This window comes from Sediminicola sp. 1XM1-17 (assembly GCF_037203765.1).
GTDB lineage: Bacteria > Bacteroidota > Bacteroidia > Flavobacteriales > Flavobacteriaceae > Sediminicola.
Genome location: NZ_JBBCAS010000001.1, coordinates 159,828 through 177,402, shown reverse-complemented (window position 1 = coordinate 177,402; position 17,575 = coordinate 159,828). Strand labels below are relative to the sequence as shown.

Here is a 17,575-nt window from a genome sequence, read left to right as displayed (position 1 = left end):
AACTGTAAATTCTTAATAACTAGGGGATAACTTTTTGTTTTGGAAATGTTGTTTATTAAACTTAATGTTAAATTTGTCACAATTAATTTAACATTAAGAAAATGCTCTAAAAGGAATTTTTGTTCACTTTTGCGCATTAATTACAAACTAAACAACATTTGAAAGAATGAAAAAAATGTACTTCGTACTTGCCGCATTTTTATTTACGGCAATCGCATTTGCACAAGGGGTTACGACATCCTCTATTGGGGGGAAGGTAACCGACAACGCCGGCGAACCATTGCCAGGTGCCAGTATTGTAGCTGTCCATACCCCTTCGGGTACGGTATATGGGGCTGCAACGGATTTTGATGGCTTTTACAGAATATCCAACATGAGGGTAGGTGGGCCATACAAAATTACGATAACCTATATAGGTTTCAACGAATATGTGGAGGATGGTGTAAATCTTAATTTGGGACAAACCTCGAGATTTAGCCCAACTTTGACCGAATCTTCAACAGCTTTGGAAGAAGTGGTGATCACAGCAACAGCTTCCGGCATTTTCAGTTCCAATAAAACAGGAACTGAAACTAATGTTTCCAGTAGAGAAATTGCAACGATTCCTTCAGCATCAAGATCGATTGCTGATTTTGTAAGAATTACACCCCAAGCTCAAATTTCTGAGGGGAATGACGGATTTTCTATTTCCTTGGCAGGTCAGAACAATCGTTATAACGCAATTTATATTGATGGAGCTGTGAACAATGATGTATTTGGCCTTGCAGGATCAGGTACTAATGGTGGTCAAACTGGTGTTAACCCTTTTTCTGTTGATGCTATTGAAACATTTCAAATAAACATTGCGCCTTTCGATGTTAGACAGTCAGGTTTTTCTGGAGGTTCTATCAACGCGATTACCCGTTCAGGTTCCAATGAGTTCGAAGGATCCGCTTATGGTTTTGTAAGAAACCAAAGTCTTGTAGGTAAAACGCCACCGTCATTGGTTGGTGATGGAGAAGAAAGAGAAAAAGTAGCAGACTTTAGTGCCTTAACTTACGGTGTTCGTATAGGTGGACCACTGGTAAAGGATAAATTGTTCTTTTTCTTAAACTATGAAAGACAAGACGATGAAACCCCTCAGCCATTCAATTTTAGTAACTATAGTGGGCGTGCCTCTAGAGCTGATATTGATGGATTGAGTAGCTTTTTACAATCGAACTATGGTTACAATCCTGGTATTTTTGACAATAACACAAGAACTTTGGTTAGTGATAAGTTAACTGCAAAAGTAGACTGGAACATCAATGATAGCAATACATTGTCTTTAAGGCACAGTTATGTAAAAGGAGACAACCTAGAGGCGAGAAATTCAGGTAATAGAAACATTGGATTTATCAATGGTTCTGAGTCTTTCTTGACCAAAACCAACTCTTCAGCTTTGGAATTAAATACTAGGTTTGGAAATAAATTTGCTAACAGTTTAATATTAACTTACACTGCTGTAAGAGATGATAGGGATCCACTAGGTGACCCTTTTCCTACCGTTGATATTCAAGATGGTGGAGGTTTTATATCTTTTGGATCTGAACCATTTTCAACTGCCAACCTTTTAAATACGGATGTAACTACAATTACGAATAACTTTGAAATCTATTCAGGTAGGCACACTGTAACTCTTGGGACAAACCTGGAATTTGCAACCATTAAAAACTTATTTTTCGCTTTTAATTATGGAGACTATACGTTTGAAGATCAGTTTGATGATGCAGGTAACCTTACATCTTCTGGTTTAAACCAATTTCTGACAAATCAGCCTGCCGACGTATATCAACATGGATATTCTCTACTCGGGAATGGAACTGTTGGAGATGAATCTTCCGGTTCGGCAGATTTTAAAACTTTTCAAGCTGGTTTTTACATCCAAGATGATATTCAGGTAACGGATAATTTTAAAGCTACACTTGGTGCTCGTATAGACATCCCTTATTGGGCAGATGGTAATGAAAATCAAGATTTCAACACCCGCACAGTAGCTTTATTGGAAGCCAATGGGAAAGATTTACAAGGTGCACGTGTTGGTCAAGGAATTGATGCCACTCCTTTGTTCGCACCACGTATAGGTTTTAACTGGGATGTAAATGGAGATCGTACTACCCAAATACGAGGTGGTATTGGAGTTTTTACTTCTAGATTGCCATTGGTATGGCCAGGGGGAACCTATAATAATAATGGTTCTGTTGGAGGTTTTGTTTTTAGAACTGGTGTGCCATTTGAAGCTGATGTCAATAATCAATTGGAGGACCCAATACCAGGAAGTGGTGGCGTTGGTGGTAATATCGATTTGATTTCTAAAGACTTTAAATTGCCCCAGGTTGTGAAATATAATATTGCTGTAGATCAAAAATTACCTTTCTGGAATCTGATAGCTTCAGCGGATTTTCTTTATACTGATGTTATTACGGATATCTATTACCAAAACCTAAACCTAAAAGGCCCTACAGGTAATTATGAAGGGGCTGACAACAGACCTTTTTATAATAGAAGGGATGAGATTGATGATACCTATAATGGTATTTATTTAGCATCTAACACTGGTGGAGGAGACGCAACAAACGTGTCGTTTACCTTAAGAAAGCCATTCCAGAATGGGTTTAGTGGTCAGGTTTCCTATGCTTATGGAGTATCCAATAAGATTTTTGATGGAACTTCATCACAGAACAGTTCTCAGTGGAGGAATATTCAATCTGTCAATGGTAAAAATTCCAACTTGCCTGTAACTAGGTCAGATTTCTCTATGGGGAACAGAATAACGGCCAATGTATCTTACGAATTGGCATGGAACGATAACATCAAAACAACTTTTGGTTTGTTCTATGAGGGATCACAAAGTGCACCTTACAGTTTTACATATAACGAAGGACGTGATCTATTGAATGATGACTCAAGGGACAATGCCTTGATTTATATTCCGGCCAACGCCTCCGAAATTGTATTTGCAGGTGATGCTGCTGAGCAAGCAGCACAATGGCAACGTTTGGATACTTTTATCTCTAGTGTTGATTATCTTAACGAAAATAGAGGTGAATATGCCGAAAGAAATGCTGTTCAAGGGCCATGGAGTCATATTTTGGATTTGAAATTACTTCAAGATTTCTCATTGAATGTAGGATCTAAGAAACATACGTTTCAGATCTCTGCGGACATCTTCAACTTTACCAATTTGTTGAACAAAGATTGGGGGATTAAAAGGTTCACCAGTTCTAACGTAAGTCCATTGACTACAGTTTCAACGGGATCTACACCTACTTTTAGTGTTAACAATGCAATTGTTAATCCAGATGGATCTCCAAATATTGATCAATTGGATGATTTTGGACTTCAATCATCTAGATGGCAAGCACAACTTGGTTTAAGATATATCTTTAACTAGTAAAAGAATTGGAATATTTTAAAACCCCGCCTTTATGCGGGGTTTTTTTATACCCAAAAATTAGTACTTTAGAGGCTTAAAAAATTTATCCTATGTACGATATCATACAAAGTCTACACTCTTATTTGGCATACATTGTTTTACTTATATTGATCCTTGCGGTGGTCAATGCCATATCTGGGCTCTTTAGCAATAGAATCTTTAATTTGGAAAAGGATTTCCGCTTAAGCCTATTTGCATTGATCCTAACGCATATTCAGTTGTTGGTAGGACTTATCCTTTATTTTGTTTCAGCTAATGGTTTACAGGCCATCCAGACATTGGGTATGGGGGGATTAAATTCGGCAGCTAGGTTATTGGCAGTGGAGCATCCCTTCATCAATATTGTTGCCGTGGCATTGATAACCATAGGTTGGTCCAAACATAAGAAGGTCATGGAAGGCAAGAAGAAATTTAAGACCATCGCTATATTTTATGGCCTTGGGCTATTGCTGATCCTGAGCAGGATTCCATGGTCACAATGGTTATAGGCCAAATCCAAGGCATGTTTTTCCAAGATCGCCAAATGTGGCATTTATTTGGCGCTTTTGATTAGATACAGAACTACTGGGAAATGGTCACTGTAGCCTCCCGTATAATTTCCTCCCGAATACGTCCTGAACGGATAACCCTTGTAGGGACCTGTTGGGGTAGATAGATAGGGGGGGTGGTAAATCCCAGCCTTCCAAAATTGGAACGTATTATTTTGGCCATTTAGAAGTGTGGGAGTCATTAAAATTTGGTCAAAGAGATTCCAACGGTCCCTGTAGGCCAGTGATCCCAGACCTTTTTTATGTAAAAGTTCCATAGGATTATGAAGGGTCGTGAGGTTATGGGGCGGTCTTACACCAGCTTTTTTTAAGATCTTTGTGATGCTTGTGTCCGTTGGGTCATCATTGAAATCTCCCATAGTTATAATTCTGGCCGTGCTATCTTCTCTTAATATGGAGTCCATGATCCGCACATTGAGATTGGCTGCGGCAATTCTATTGGGTCTGCTCCGGGCTTCCCCACCACTACGTGAAGGCCAATGGTTTACAATCAGATATATTTTCTCGGTGTCCAAGTATCCCTGTACTACCAACTGGTCACGGGAGTAATCCCTTTCACCTTCATTATTGAATAGCAATAATCGCCTGCTCATGGAATTGGCAGGTATAAAAGCGCTTTGTTTGTATAATAATGCCACATCAATGCCTCTTTCATCCGGGGAGTCATAATGAATAATTCCATAGCCTTTGTTCTTTAGGTTCGGATGGGCTATCAGGTCTTCCACAACCTGCCTATTTTCTATCTCACATAGGCCTATAAGATCAGGTGAAGTGGAAGTTTTATCTGCTCCTATTTCTGATATGACTTTGGAGATATTTTCAATCTTTCGCTGATATCTATGGGATGTCCATTGGTCTTTTCCAGAGGGAGTGCGGTCATCATCAAAAGAGTCTGGATCGTTAATGGTATCAAAAAGGTTTTCAACATTATAAAATGCAATCGATCTTACCTTATAATGATCTTTGGCCTGTGCAAAAAGTAGCATAGGAAGACAGATTGTAAAAAGAAACAGATACTTTAACGACATTAAAAATCGATTATAAGCTCAAATTAATTAAAAATTTTAGAATTAACTTAATTAATTATCGTATATTTTCTATTTTAATTGCGAATTTGATTTTTCGCCAATTCGATAACCATGCAATCATTTTGGCTTTTTTGCTTCCTTACGGCCACGACCTTTAACCTAATGGCACAGGAAAACTATACCATTGCCGGACGTATATTGGATGAAAGCACCAAAAAGCCATTGTCCAATGCAAGGGTCTATTTGGAGGACCGGGGAGAGGTCTTTGTATTGTCGGATAAAATGGGCTTTTTTCGGCTTCCTATTGGGCAAAAAGAATTTGTCCTCGTAATATCAATGGTTGATTATAGGGTAAAAAAATACCCATTACAATTGGAAAGAGAAACACTTGACCTGGGTGAAATTTATATGTCGAGGGACATTACCATGGAAAAAACGGATAATCTGATTTCCCTTACGGAGACCGATTTGGCGGATGATGAGGACAGTATGGGTACTATGGGAATCTTACAGGCTACCAAGGATGTTTTCCTTAATAGGGCGGCCTTCGATTTTGGTCAGGCATTTTTTAGGGTCCGTGGATACGATGCCGAAAACGGATTGGTGCTCATCAACGGATTGCCCATGAACAAAATTTTTGACGGTAGGCCACAATGGAACAACTGGGGGGGCTTGAATGATGTGGTTCGAAACCAAGAATTCTCTAATGGACTGGATGCTTCTGACCATAGTTTTGGCCGGCTTTTGGGTCTTACCAATATTGATACCAGGCCGTCCTTGATGCGGCCGGGAACTAGACTCTCCTCTTCGGCATCCAATCGGACCTATGCTGGAAGAATAATGGCAACCTATAATTCGGGTGATAATGGCAGCAATTTGTTTTACAGTATTTCAGCATCCAGACGGTGGGCAGAAGAGGGATATATCCAAGGGACTTTATACGATGCCTATTCCATTTTTGGGGTATTGGAATACCAAATCAATCCCAAAAACAGCCTGCTGCTTACTGCTATGCTGGCCCACAACAGGAGGGGGCGCTCTTCCGCGGTTACAGAAGAAGTTTTTGAATTGGCAGGAAGAAAATACAACCCCTATTGGGGAATGCAGGATGGTGAAATCCGCAATTCCCGGGAACGAAGCATTGCAGAGCCCATCATCATGCTCAACCACATTTTTACAGCTGATAAAATACGTATCCGTTCCGGGATGGCCTATCAGTCCGGCGCCATGAAAAGAAGTAGGTTGGGGTACTTCAATGCCCCCAACCCCGATCCTACCTATTATAGATATTTGCCGAGCTATTATATCAATAGTCCTATCGGGGCCAACTTTGAGAGTGCAGGGATTGCCAGAGAAGCTTTTTTGGAAAACCCCCAGATTAACTGGGATAATCTGTACAGAGCCAATTCAAACAGTGTTCCAAGTGGCATGGCCTCCTATATGTTGTATGATGACGTGGTCAGGGACGATCAAATTACGTTGAATACCATTATCAATCTCCAAATAAATGGACATTTTAAATGGGATGTAGGGGCGACTTTCAAAAGGTTACGGTCCCATAATTACGCCGAAATCGATGATTTGCTGGGGGCAGAATTCCACCGTGATGAAGATGCCTTTTCAAAAACCCGAAATGATGTTAGCGGTGCCGCCGAAAAGTTAGAAGGCGATAAGTTCAATTATAGTTATACGATGGAAGCTGTAGATTGGAATGCATTCGCCCAGATTAGATCAAAATTTAAAACTTGGGAAGGTTTTATATCACTTCAATTGGGGCAAACTGAATATCTCCGGGACGGCCTTTTTTTAAATGAACGTTTTTTAGATTCGGAAGGGAAAAGTAATACAGTTTCTTTTACTACCCTTGGCGTCAAGGGAGGGGCTACCTATAAGTTCAGTGGGAGGCATTGGCTGAGCACCAATGGAATATATTCGCAAAAGGCACCAACCCTTCAGAATTCCTTTGTTAATCCTAGGGAGAACAACCAGATAGTTTCAAACCTAAAAGAGGAAAGCATTAGTTCGATCGACTTAAGTTATTTTCTGAGGCTTCCGAAAGTAATGGGGCGCTTTACGGGATTTTATACTCGTTTCCAGAATACTACAGATATCAATTTCTTTTTTGTTGATGCCGGGGTGGGCTCCGATTTTGTTCAGGAAGTGGTCACCGATCTGGATAAGTTACATTTGGGCTTGGAGCTCGGTTTGGAATACCAAATATCACCTACGGTAAAATTATCCGCTGTTGCGGCCATAGGAAAATATCTCTTTGCAAGTGACCCTTTTGTGAGCATTAATTTTGACACTTCAGGTTCAGAGGAAGAGGTATTGGATGAAGAGGGATATATCGATTTGGGCATTGCAAACATTAAGGATTACAAATTGGGCCAAGGCCCCCAAAAAGCATTTGCATTTGGCATAGAATATAGGGACCCCAAATATTGGTGGGTTGGGATGACCGCCAATTATCTTGCAAACAACTACAGCAACATTTCAACGATCACCAGAACACGCAGTTTTTATTTGGATCCGGAGACCGGTAATCCTTTTCCTGAGGCGACCGAAGAAAATGTTTTACAAATACTTAAGCAAGATCCCTTGGATAGTTTTTACCTGCTGAATTTGGTGGGCGGTAAGTCTTGGTTGGTGAATTCAAAATACATCAGTGTATTTGGGAGCATTAACAATGTCTTTGATACAGTTTTTAGAACGGGGGGCTATGAACAGAGCAGAAACGGTAATTATGGACAATTGGTAAGGGACAATGCCAGTGGCAATCCTTCTTTTGCCCCAAAATATTGGTATGGGTATGGCCGCACCTATTTTTTAAATGTGGCCATTAGTTTTTAAATCGGAAAAATGGATAAATTGAAAATCAGGACAGCCTTTATTCCAATGCTTCTACTATCTTTTGTTATTGAAAGTTGTGTTGCGGATAGGTCTTTTGATGTTCCAAAAATTTCTTGTGGAGAAAATCTGGTCGCCAATATCGGTTTTGGAGAGGTAAAGGAATTGTATGTTGACGAGGTTTTTCAAATACAGGACGATTTGGTTTTGGAAGGATATGTGGGTTCTTCGGATGTAGCAGGAAATTTCTTTGGGACCATTCATATTCAGGATACGTCCATTAATCCTGTGCATGGATTGGAGATAGAAGTGGACTTAAGGGATTATCACCTCTTATATCCTGCGGGTAGTAAAGTATTCATAAGATTAAAAGGTCTTTATCTGGGAAAGAGCCATGACAGCTACAAATTGGGAGCGGTATTCAGTTCATTTGGAAACCTTTCCGTTGGCAGATTGCCAGTCCTGGCTGTCCAGCAACATTTGGTCAATTCTTGTGACCAACTAGTCGAAATACAGCCCACTTGGACTGGATTTGGTAATATTGACGAGGCTCCACTGAATACCCTGGTAGAGTTCCGGGGCATGGAATTTGTAGCGGATGATTTGGGCAAGACGTACGCACAATACCAAGAAGAAACAAAAAGGAACATCAATGATTGTGAGGGACTTGCGGTGGTTCTTTTGAATAGTGGGTATTCCGACTTTCAGTCGGCTTCATTGCCCAATGGCAACGGGAGTATTAAGGGTATTTTGATCAAGGAGAAAAATGAATTCCAGTTGGTCATCCGTGATTTGGCAGATATAGACTTTTCTGGTGAGCGGTGTATCATTGCGCCTACAGCATTTACGTCTGATGCTATTTTTATATCCGAACTTGCAGACCCCAATAATAATACAGGGGCAAGATTTGTAGAGCTTTTCAATTCAGACGCACAAATCTTGGACCTTAACGGTTGGACCTTGAGGCGATATACCAATGCCAATATTGAGGTAAGTTCAGTGTTGGACCTATCGGGATATAATATTGGAGGTTTGCAAACATTGGTCATTTCGCCCAATGCGGCAGAGTTCGAGGCGGTATATGGTTTTGCTCCGGATATAGGTGTGTCCACCAATAGTCCGGCTGATTCCAATGGGGATGATAATTTGGAACTGGTGGATCCCTTTGGTAAAGTGATCGATGTTTTCGGAATTCCAGGGGAAGACGGATCGGGAACCAAGCATGAATTTGAAGACGGAAGGGCTGTTAGGATAGGTGGGGTTGTCCAGGGAAATCCGATGTTTACATTTTCTGAATGGTTGATTTACAATGATACCGGTGCTGGTGGGACAATCAATCAACCCCAAAATGCACCGGAGGATTTTAACCCAGGGATACGGGAATGACAACTACAATACGCCATCTTCAAAGGTTAAAGATGGCGTTAGGATTTCAGGTTGTATTTATTCCATGGGAAAGCCACTACTGGCCATAACCTCTTGCATTTGTTTGACATGGCGTTCCGTATGGCCGGACATAAATAATAAGATCTGAAGGCCGTCTATGGTGCCAAAAGGTAATTGGCCATAATGATTTCTCAAATCGTCATCAGTATTTTCAACATAGGTAATATGCTCTGCCCTTTTCGAATGGAATGCCTGTAGCGTTTCTTCATGTGAACCAAATTTTCCGCTGGGTTCAAAGGGTTCAGGTGTTTTTACCTTATTGGAGCGGTCCGTTATAATTTCCAAAAGAGCCTCATCGGATAACTTTACTTGATCTCGTTTCGAGGCATCGGCCGGAGTTTGGAGGGCGCCTTGAAGCATTTCGGAGAAACTGTTTTCTGAAATGGCCAAATGTTCCACACATTCGGCAATGGACCAGGTCTCTGGCGTCGATTTAAAATTTAGTTGCTCCATACTGAGATTTTCAATAGTCTTTTGGACCATATTTTTGGTCCTTGTAAGCTCGGAAACTGCAAATGCACGTTCTTCCTCCGTGATCCCATTGGAAGGGGCCATAAAATTGAAAGGGGCGAAGAGTAATACGGTAAATAAGATATATTTCATATTGTTGCAATATTAAGGTTAAACATTGTCCTTAAATTACAATTATTTTGGGGATAATTTCAACGAGATAAATGATTTGTTGTTGGTGTCTAATTGATATCGTTGAGCACCTTTTCCAAATCGGTAATCCTAATGGGTTTCAGGATATAATTGTTCACCAGGCTATACAACTGGGCTTTCTGTATGTCCATGGGATCAATTGAAGAACTGATAATATAGATGGTGACGTTCTCCCTATTATTGTTGGGGATCTTTACGAAATCCTCCAAAAATTCCCATCCATCCATGATGGGCATATTGATGTCGAGAAAAATAACGCTTGGCAAGGTTTTGTTTTGTGCTGCCAATTTTACCAATCCGTCCAAGGCTTCCTGTCCATTGTTGAACACAAGGACTTCATCAGAAAAATCGATTTTTTTCATGATTTTCTTAGTGCCATAAACGAATATGGGATCGTCATCAATGATACAACTGCTATTTAACTTGCCCATAGTTTTATGCCTTTACGAGGTTTTTCTTTTTTTGGGATACCATTAGGGTTACCCTAAATGTAGTTCCTTGGTCCACTAGGCTCGCCACACTTATCTTCCCGTTCATGGCCTCTACCTGATTTTTGGTGATAAAAAGTCCAATACCCTTTGCGTCCTTATGTTTATGGAATGTTTTGTACATGCCAAAAATTTTCTTGCCGTGCTTCTTTAAATCGATACCAAGACCATTGTCCTGAAATACAAGTGTGAAATGGTCTTCTTTCAATTCAGATGTAATGGTGATTTTGGGCAATCGGTTTGGAGAACTATATCTAATGGCATTGGTGAACAGGTTTAAAAGAATACTATCCAGATAAGCCGGCAAAGCCCTTACTTGGAGGTCTTTGGGGATATCTATACTGCAGCTCACCTTTTTCTCCAAGATAACGGCCGATAGTGTTTTTTCCACACTTTTAATTCTTTCATGGATATTGATGTCCTTAAGATCATTGGAGCTTTGGGTTTTGGTCTGTACAACATCACTTAAATGCAGGATGGTTTCATTTAAGCTTCCGGCAGAATTTGCCAATAGTCTCACTATCTGTTTTTTCTCTTCTTCATTTTCTTCTTGGCTCAAAAAGTCGATCAACATAGAGAGGTTGGCTGCGTGTGACCTTAGGTTGTGGGAAACAATATGGGCAAAATTGAGCAGGCTATCATTTTGGTTTTTGGTAATCTCATAGAGCAGCTTTGCTTCTTTTTCCGCCTCTATACGTGATGTGATGTCCATTATCTGGGATATAAAATGTGAAAGTTTCCCATCAATATTTTTTATGGCGGATACCGTCAGTACGGCATATATGATACTTCCATTTTTATGGAAATACCGTTTTTCCATTTGGTAACCCTCCCGTTTTCCGGCTACTACCTCATTTAATAGATTTAAATCCTTTTCCAGGTCTTGGGGATGGGTGATATCTTGAAAGGTCATTTGTAAAAATTCCTTTTTGGAATATCCGAATCCTTGGCAAATACTGTCGTTTACATCTATCCATTTTCCGTCAACCGCGACTATGGCAATTCCCATGGCAGAATTTTCGAATGCTCCTTGGAACGATTCCTCACTACTGGTTAATTTTAACTTGGTATTTCTAAGTTCTGTAAAGTCCCAATTGGTTCCCACCACCCTGACCGGTTTGCCATCTTCACTTTTTAATACCTTGCCAATAGCCCTAATGTGCCTGATATTGCCATTGGGCCAAAGAATTCTGAAAGATGTATCAAAGGCTCTTTCACCAGCTATGGCCATTGCCAAATGTTGGTCTACGTGATCCCTGTCATCAGGATGAATAATGCTCTCGTAAGCTTGATAAGTAGATGAAAAATCCTCCTCTTTGATACCGAAGAGCCTGTACATATTACTGTCCCAAATTGCGGTATCCGAGGCTATATCGTAATCCCAGATGCCTATTTCCGCGGCATCATTGGCTATTTCAAGACGCTGTATGGTTTCCAGATAACGAATTTCGTCCGTTTTGCGCTGGGTAATGTCTTTTATGGTGCCAAATATCCGAACGCATTTGCCCTCCAACATTTCGGCCTTTCCTGTTGTTCTGATCCAAATGTCCCTTCCGTTTGCCGTAGTGACCTGAAAATCTTCGCTCCATGATAGCCCCTCGTTCAGGGCATCCATGATAGCGGAAGAGATCCTTTCCCTGTTGGTTCCTTCCTTGTAGAACAAAAGGGTATTGTCCAGAGTGGGTTCAAAGTTAAAAGGTACTTCCAAAATGGTTTTGGTTACGGAAGTCCAATAGATCTTACACGTGGCTGTAATGATTTCCCAGCCCCCCAAAAGGCTATTATCTTCTGAATTTATGGCAATCGCTTTTTTGGGGTATGTGCGCGATATTTCTTCAACACTTATGATAATGCCGCCGTTGGCACCTTGACTGTCCTTCCATGGATTGGCTTTCCAAAGGAGTTTTTTGAGTTGGCCCGTATGGTCCATATATTCATGGCCCAAATTTGTGCTTATATCCCCATAAAGGCTAAGTTCAAAAGTGTTTAGAATATTATCTGGCACAAAGGGAAAAACTTCCAAAAATTTTTTACCCAAGATGTGCTCCTCCCGCAGGCCATATTCATTTCTCAACACCTTTGAACAGCGGATAAATCGCAAATCGTTATCCAGTATAGCTGTCGCATTGGGGGAAAATTCGATCAGTGATTTAATAATTTCCGTTTTCAAACCTCAAGTATGTTAAACAATTAAAAACTAATAACTTAATACTAAAAGTAGAACTAAAATTTTGAATTTTAACTACAATATGGAATTTTATGAGAATAAAATCTACTAATTGGTAATTATTGAGGAATGTTATGGAAGAATACAATTTTATTATGGTTTTGAGAATATTACTTTAAGCGTGCTTTTGTAATTTGGAACCTCAGATACAATACCTGAGATCGAAGTGTTGGTGAAAATTGTCAACACCAAGGTGCCTCAATAAATAGGGTAGTGTTTAACTTTTGAAATATGAAAGAAATTGTAGAGCGGTTATTTATGGCCATCCGAAACGGCAACGTGGATGAAATTAATAATTTGGTTACTGAGGATCCTTCACTCATACATATGAAGGATCAAAGGGGGTCTACCCCATTAATATTGGCCACCTACTACGAACATGGTGATGTTGCCCAATTATTGTTGGATAAGGGGGCCGACATAGATGGAATAGATGGTACTGGAAACTCGGCCTTGATGGGTGTTTGTTTTAAGGGGTTTACGGCCTTGGCAAAAAATCTCATGGACAAAGGTGCCAATGTGAATATTATCAATAGCATGGGAGCCACTGCCTTAATCTATACGGCCATGTTCAACAAAGTGGAGATTGCCAAAATGCTCTTGGACCACGGGGCAGATTTGGACGTAAAGGATGCCAGGGGCCACACGGCCTACGACCATGCCAAGATGCAGGGAAATACAGAGCTGATGGCCTTGTTGCAATAATATGGACAAGAAGTACCGCTATTAGGTGTCGCAGTGAACTTAATAATTGACACGTATTTTTTTAATCCTATTTTTGAAATAGAAAATGAATGGTATGAAGGAAGAATTGAAGGTAGCGTTGATACAGAGCTTCTTGGTTTGGGAAAATCCCCAGGCCAATAGAAGTGCTTTCGGTGAAAAAATAAAGGAATTGACAAAAAAGGTAGACCTTATAGTGCTTCCTGAAATGTTCCATTCCGGGTTTACCATGACCCCGGATCATCTGGACCGGACCGAGGGTCAAAAATCCTTGGAGTGGATGCTGCAGATTGCCCAACAAGAAGAAACAGCCATTGTGGGAAGCATTCCTTTTTATGAGGGGGAGGCCTATTTTAACCGGTTGTTCTTTGTAGAGCCCAATGGAAATTATCATTCATATGATAAACGGCATACCTTTACCTTGGCAGGTGAGTCAGAGGTCTATCAAGCTGGTACTGAAAGACTGGTCTTGGAATATAAGGGATTCAAGATATGTCCTTTGATCTGCTATGACCTACGGTTTCCTGTTTGGGCAAGAAATACGGTGGATTATGATGTGTTGCTCTATGTGGCCAATTGGCCCAAAACCAGAATTTATGCCTGGGATACCCTTTTGGCGGCACGGGCCATAGAGAATATGGCTTATTGTATTGGGGTCAACAGGATCGGAACTGACGCTGGGGGGTATGAATATCCGGGACATTCTGCCGTATACGATTCCCTGGGAAAAAGGTTGGCTTTTTCAAAAGACGATACCATTATTTATGCCACCCTGCACAAAGATCATCTTGATGATACTCGGGGCAAGTTGAAATTTTTGCAGGATAGGGACCGTTTTATTCTAGAAGATTAAAAGTCTCCGCCAATTCCCAATTGGCCCTTACCTCAAGGATGGTAGGGTAGTAGATGACTTTTTCGGGTCGTAATTTTTGTAAGTAATTTCCAGTATCCCATTGTCCATTGCCATTGGTATCATAGACCACGCGAATCAAATACTTTGCAGGTTTGAGATGATTGAATTGGAAATCTCTTGGCTCCGTGGCATAAATTTCCCTTTTCGTTTTTCCCGCTTCATCGGTTAACTGTACAATCAACGGATAGGAGGGATTGCCTACCAGGCTTAATCCAAGATTGCCATAATCGGCATAACTATTGGTTGAAAGTTTATAGTTTAGGGTATCATTTTCGGTACCAAAAAAATCCAATATGGCACCTGGCAATAGATCCATGGTGTACTTTTCATTGGGCTGCAGTTCAAAATTCACGTTCACCCTATTGAGTACGCTATCCAAATCTGCCATAAATTTAACAGGGATGGAGTCTTTGTTCATTAAAGAAATCTTTGAAGAATCTATTTGAACGATTGGTGTATTGGCGCCAATAAAAAATGGTTCCTCAAAAGCTAGGTTTCCTTTCTGGTTTGGGGTTAGTGCCAAGGTGTCTTTGGCAATTTTTCTACTTTTGACCGTAAAGGTATCCTTCACCTTCCATTTTTCATTGGTCACCTCAAAAACAATAGAATCTGTTTGAAACGGAGTAAACCAATAATTCAAAGTGTCTTTTTCTGCCTCTTTTAGCACTCTGGTTTTTAGGGTATCTGGCAGTCTTGTCAATGGCTTTATGGCTATGTTCCCTGCTTCGCCCTGATAGCCAAAGATAATTTTATTTTGAGCGGCATAGCTTGGTACAGCAGCCTTGTAATCAGGAATTTCTTTGAATAGCGATAACACATAGGTGGTATCGGTGGGTAGTGTTATGGTGTCCGTCAAAAAACCAATTTTATCCACCTTTTGGTCAAAAAGGTTATTGTTTCCTTCGTCCTTGACCCCAAAGATGGCATATTTGCCTTCTTTAAGGTAATTGAGTTTAAAGGAGGTAGTGCTGTCCAAAGTATTGGTAATGTAGTTTGGAGGTCTTTTGTAAATGGTAGAGTCCGTATAGGTGCTATCCAGCTCATAAAGCATCACGCTGACAAATTCATCAGATTTTTTGTTAAAAGCGTCCTTCACCACTCCGGATACGGTCAAAGAATCAATGTAGTCCCCTGTCGAGAAGACATAGGTTAGGAAACTGTTGGGATTGCCCTCGTTATTGTCCGTGATGCTCTGTCCGAAATTGAAGGTATACGTTGTGTTTTGCTTTAAGGTGTCCTTTATGACGATCTCAATGAACTTGCTGGCGGAACCCTGAGGGGTTATCAAAGGGTTGTATTTTAATGGAGGGGAAACTATCAGCTGTTTTTGTACATCCTTTAACTTGATGTACTCATCAAAATAAAGACGAATTTTTTTCGACTTAAAGTTAGTGGTCATATTCTCGGGTTCTGCCCTGAGCAATTTTGGGGGCGTACTGTCTTTTTCACCTCCTGAAGGTGTTCCTCTTTTGGCACACTGAGAAAGGGCTAGCACCATTATCACAATAAAAAGGGAACATAAAATCCGTTTAACCATATCTTGGACCATAGAATACACGCAAAGAAACAACTAATTTGTAGCATTTAAAAATTATGGAACCACTGCCATGGTGGCAATATAGATTTTAACTCCTTCAACTTGTTTTAAGGCAATGGAGCAGGCTTGGAGGGTGGCTCCTGTGGTAATCACATCGTCTACCAAAAGCACATTTTTGTTGCATAAAATTTTAAGGTCCAGCACCTTGTAGAGGGCTTGTTTGTTTTGGGATCTGTAAAACCGGTTTTTTTTGGTCTGTGTTTTGGTGTTCGCAGTTTTTACAAGGAGGTTGTCCTTAAAGGTGGCATCTAAATGTTGGGCCAGTTTTTGGCCAAAGGTGGTCACCTGGTTATAGCCCCTTTTTTTGAGTTTTTTTTTGTGCAAGGGAACAGGAATGACGTAATCTATACGAAAAGTAGGATTATTCTCGTTAATGATATAGCCGAACCAGTCACCAAGAAAGTCGCCGATCTCTTGTTGATTTTTATATTTAAGATGATGGATTATGTTTTTAACGATGCCGTTTGGGGTAAAAAACAAGAGGGAATTTGCCTTTTCTATGGGCACAATTCCGTAAAAAATACGGTCAATTGGGTTTTCATCGATAAAATTGTACTCGGTGAGTGGTATTTGATTTCGACAAAAGGTGCATAATAATCGTTCACCTCTACCTAAAGGTGCCATACAACCAAAACACACCCTAGGAACTAGGATGTTGACTATATCATTCACTATATTTGAAAGCTTGGAATACTGCAAATCTTAATGAAACCTACTTTAATCGATGGATGTTCAAGATAATAAATTTAACTATAAAATAATCCTAGCTGCATTGGTCGCCGTTATCATCGGTGTATTGATAGCATTTTACTTTAGTTATGCCCAATCTAGAGGTCAGATCGATTTTTTGGAACAGGAAAAAGGTTTGTTGGTAAAGGATCTCACACTGATGCGTACCGAAGTGGACCGACTCTCGGCCCTTAACGAAGTGAATGAAATAGAACTGCAAGATTCAAGGTTCAAGGTTCAACAGTTGTTGGATTCCGTAGGGCGACTTAATTTTTCAGTGGCCAAATTAAAGGAATACAAAAAGGAACTGCGTAAACTGGAAGCCAAACACGACAGTTTGAAATTGAAGAACAACTTCCTGAAATACAACAATATGTTGTTGACAGACAAGTATGACGATACCAGGAAGAAAATAGAGGAGCTACGGGGCAAGAGCAGTACCTTGGCAGAGCAGGAGGCCTTGTTGAGAAGGAAGAACAAGGAACTGAACCAACAGCTAAGGATAAAGAGTTATCTAAAACTTACCAATGCGGAAGGAAGTGGATTTAGAATGCGTACCGGAAGCAAACCAGTAAAGACCACGAAGGCCTCAACCATTGCAAAATTGAGGGGATGCGTGACAATCGTGGGCAATCCCAATACAAAAAAGGAGGAAAGGGTACTGTACTTTCAGTTTTTGGGTCCAAACATGCAGATTATAGAGGACAATGCCAATACCATTTCCGTAAATGGGAACACCTACAGCAAAAGGGTGGAGCTAATTTTTATGGGAGAGGAATTCAGTGTTTGCGACTTTATCACCATACCCGAAGGTTCCTTGGATGAAGGTACCTATACCCTTAATGTTTTTGAGGATGAAAAATTACTGACCACCACTGAATTTCAGCTGAAATAAATTACTTCTTTTAAGGC

The 17,575-nt window shown here is 40.4% G+C and carries 13 protein-coding genes; 7 read left to right on the top strand and 6 right to left on the bottom strand.

Annotation, left to right across the window (positions count from 1 at the left end):
* The first annotated feature begins 166 nt into the window (after positions 1–166).
* Together WAA86_RS00825 and WAA86_RS00820 are read left to right on the top strand one after the other, a co-directional pair.
* Positions 167–3,412: a TonB-dependent receptor gene (locus tag WAA86_RS00825; RefSeq protein ID WP_337299067.1), complete on the top strand. Its 3,246-nt coding sequence runs from the start codon at positions 167–169 to the stop codon at positions 3,410–3,412.
* A gap of 92 nt (positions 3,413–3,504) precedes the next feature.
* Positions 3,505–3,942, top strand: a complete 438-nt coding sequence (locus tag WAA86_RS00820; protein ID WP_337299066.1) for a hypothetical protein — start codon at positions 3,505–3,507, stop codon at positions 3,940–3,942.
* A 44-nt stretch (positions 3,943–3,986) separates the two neighbouring features.
* Here the strand turns inward: WAA86_RS00820 and WAA86_RS00815 are convergent, their stop codons facing one another.
* The gene (locus WAA86_RS00815; protein WP_337299065.1) at positions 3,987–4,988 is read right to left on the bottom strand and encodes an endonuclease/exonuclease/phosphatase family protein; all 1,002 of its coding nucleotides are present in this window, start codon (positions 4,986–4,988) and stop codon (positions 3,987–3,989) included.
* Between the two features lie 153 nt (positions 4,989–5,141).
* Between WAA86_RS00815 and WAA86_RS00810 the strand changes: the two genes are divergently transcribed.
* Together WAA86_RS00810 and WAA86_RS00805 are read left to right on the top strand one after the other, a co-directional pair.
* Entirely contained in the window at positions 5,142–7,880 is a 2,739-nt protein-coding gene (locus tag WAA86_RS00810; protein ID WP_337299064.1) for a TonB-dependent receptor, read from the top strand.
* A gap of 9 nt (positions 7,881–7,889) precedes the next feature.
* A complete protein-coding gene (locus WAA86_RS00805) occupies positions 7,890–9,263 on the top strand; it encodes a DUF5689 domain-containing protein (RefSeq protein WP_337299063.1) in 1,374 nt (457 codons plus the stop codon).
* Positions 9,264–9,320: 57 nt separating this feature from the next.
* On the opposite strand, the gene WAA86_RS00800 is transcribed toward WAA86_RS00805, so the two are convergent.
* From WAA86_RS00800 to WAA86_RS00790, 3 genes are all read right to left on the bottom strand, one after another.
* Entirely contained in the window at positions 9,321–9,926 is a 606-nt protein-coding gene (locus WAA86_RS00800) for a DinB family protein (protein WP_337299062.1), read from the bottom strand.
* A gap of 89 nt (positions 9,927–10,015) precedes the next feature.
* Positions 10,016–10,417, bottom strand: coding sequence for a response regulator (locus WAA86_RS00795; RefSeq protein ID WP_337299061.1), 402 nt, complete (start codon positions 10,415–10,417; stop codon positions 10,016–10,018).
* 4 nt (positions 10,418–10,421) lie between these two features.
* A complete protein-coding gene (locus tag WAA86_RS00790; RefSeq protein WP_337299060.1) occupies positions 10,422–12,644 on the bottom strand; it encodes a PAS domain-containing protein in 2,223 nt (740 codons plus the stop codon).
* Positions 12,645–12,932: 288 nt separating this feature from the next.
* On the opposite strand from WAA86_RS00790, the gene WAA86_RS00785 reads away from it, so the two are divergent.
* Entirely contained in the window at positions 12,933–13,406 is a 474-nt protein-coding gene (locus WAA86_RS00785) for an ankyrin repeat domain-containing protein (RefSeq protein ID WP_337299059.1), read from the top strand.
* A gap of 94 nt (positions 13,407–13,500) precedes the next feature.
* On the top strand, positions 13,501–14,277 hold the full coding sequence (locus WAA86_RS00780) for an amidohydrolase (protein WP_337299058.1): 777 nt from the start codon (positions 13,501–13,503) through the stop codon (positions 14,275–14,277).
* On the opposite strand, the gene WAA86_RS00775 is transcribed toward WAA86_RS00780, so the two are convergent.
* Together WAA86_RS00775 and WAA86_RS00770 are read right to left on the bottom strand one after the other, a co-directional pair.
* Complete coding sequence (locus WAA86_RS00775; protein WP_337299057.1) at positions 14,261–15,874, bottom strand: Ig-like domain-containing protein; 1,614 nt, start codon at positions 15,872–15,874, stop codon at positions 14,261–14,263. The two genes, WAA86_RS00780 and WAA86_RS00775, sit on opposite strands and share 17 nt — an antisense overlap.
* Positions 15,875–15,928: 54 nt before the next feature.
* A complete protein-coding gene (locus WAA86_RS00770) occupies positions 15,929–16,606 on the bottom strand; it encodes a ComF family protein (RefSeq protein ID WP_337299056.1) in 678 nt (225 codons plus the stop codon).
* A 52-nt stretch (positions 16,607–16,658) separates the two neighbouring features.
* On the opposite strand from WAA86_RS00770, the gene WAA86_RS00765 reads away from it, so the two are divergent.
* Entirely contained in the window at positions 16,659–17,558 is a 900-nt protein-coding gene (locus WAA86_RS00765) for a hypothetical protein (protein ID WP_337299055.1), read from the top strand.
* The last annotated feature ends 17 nt before the right edge of the window (positions 17,559–17,575 follow it).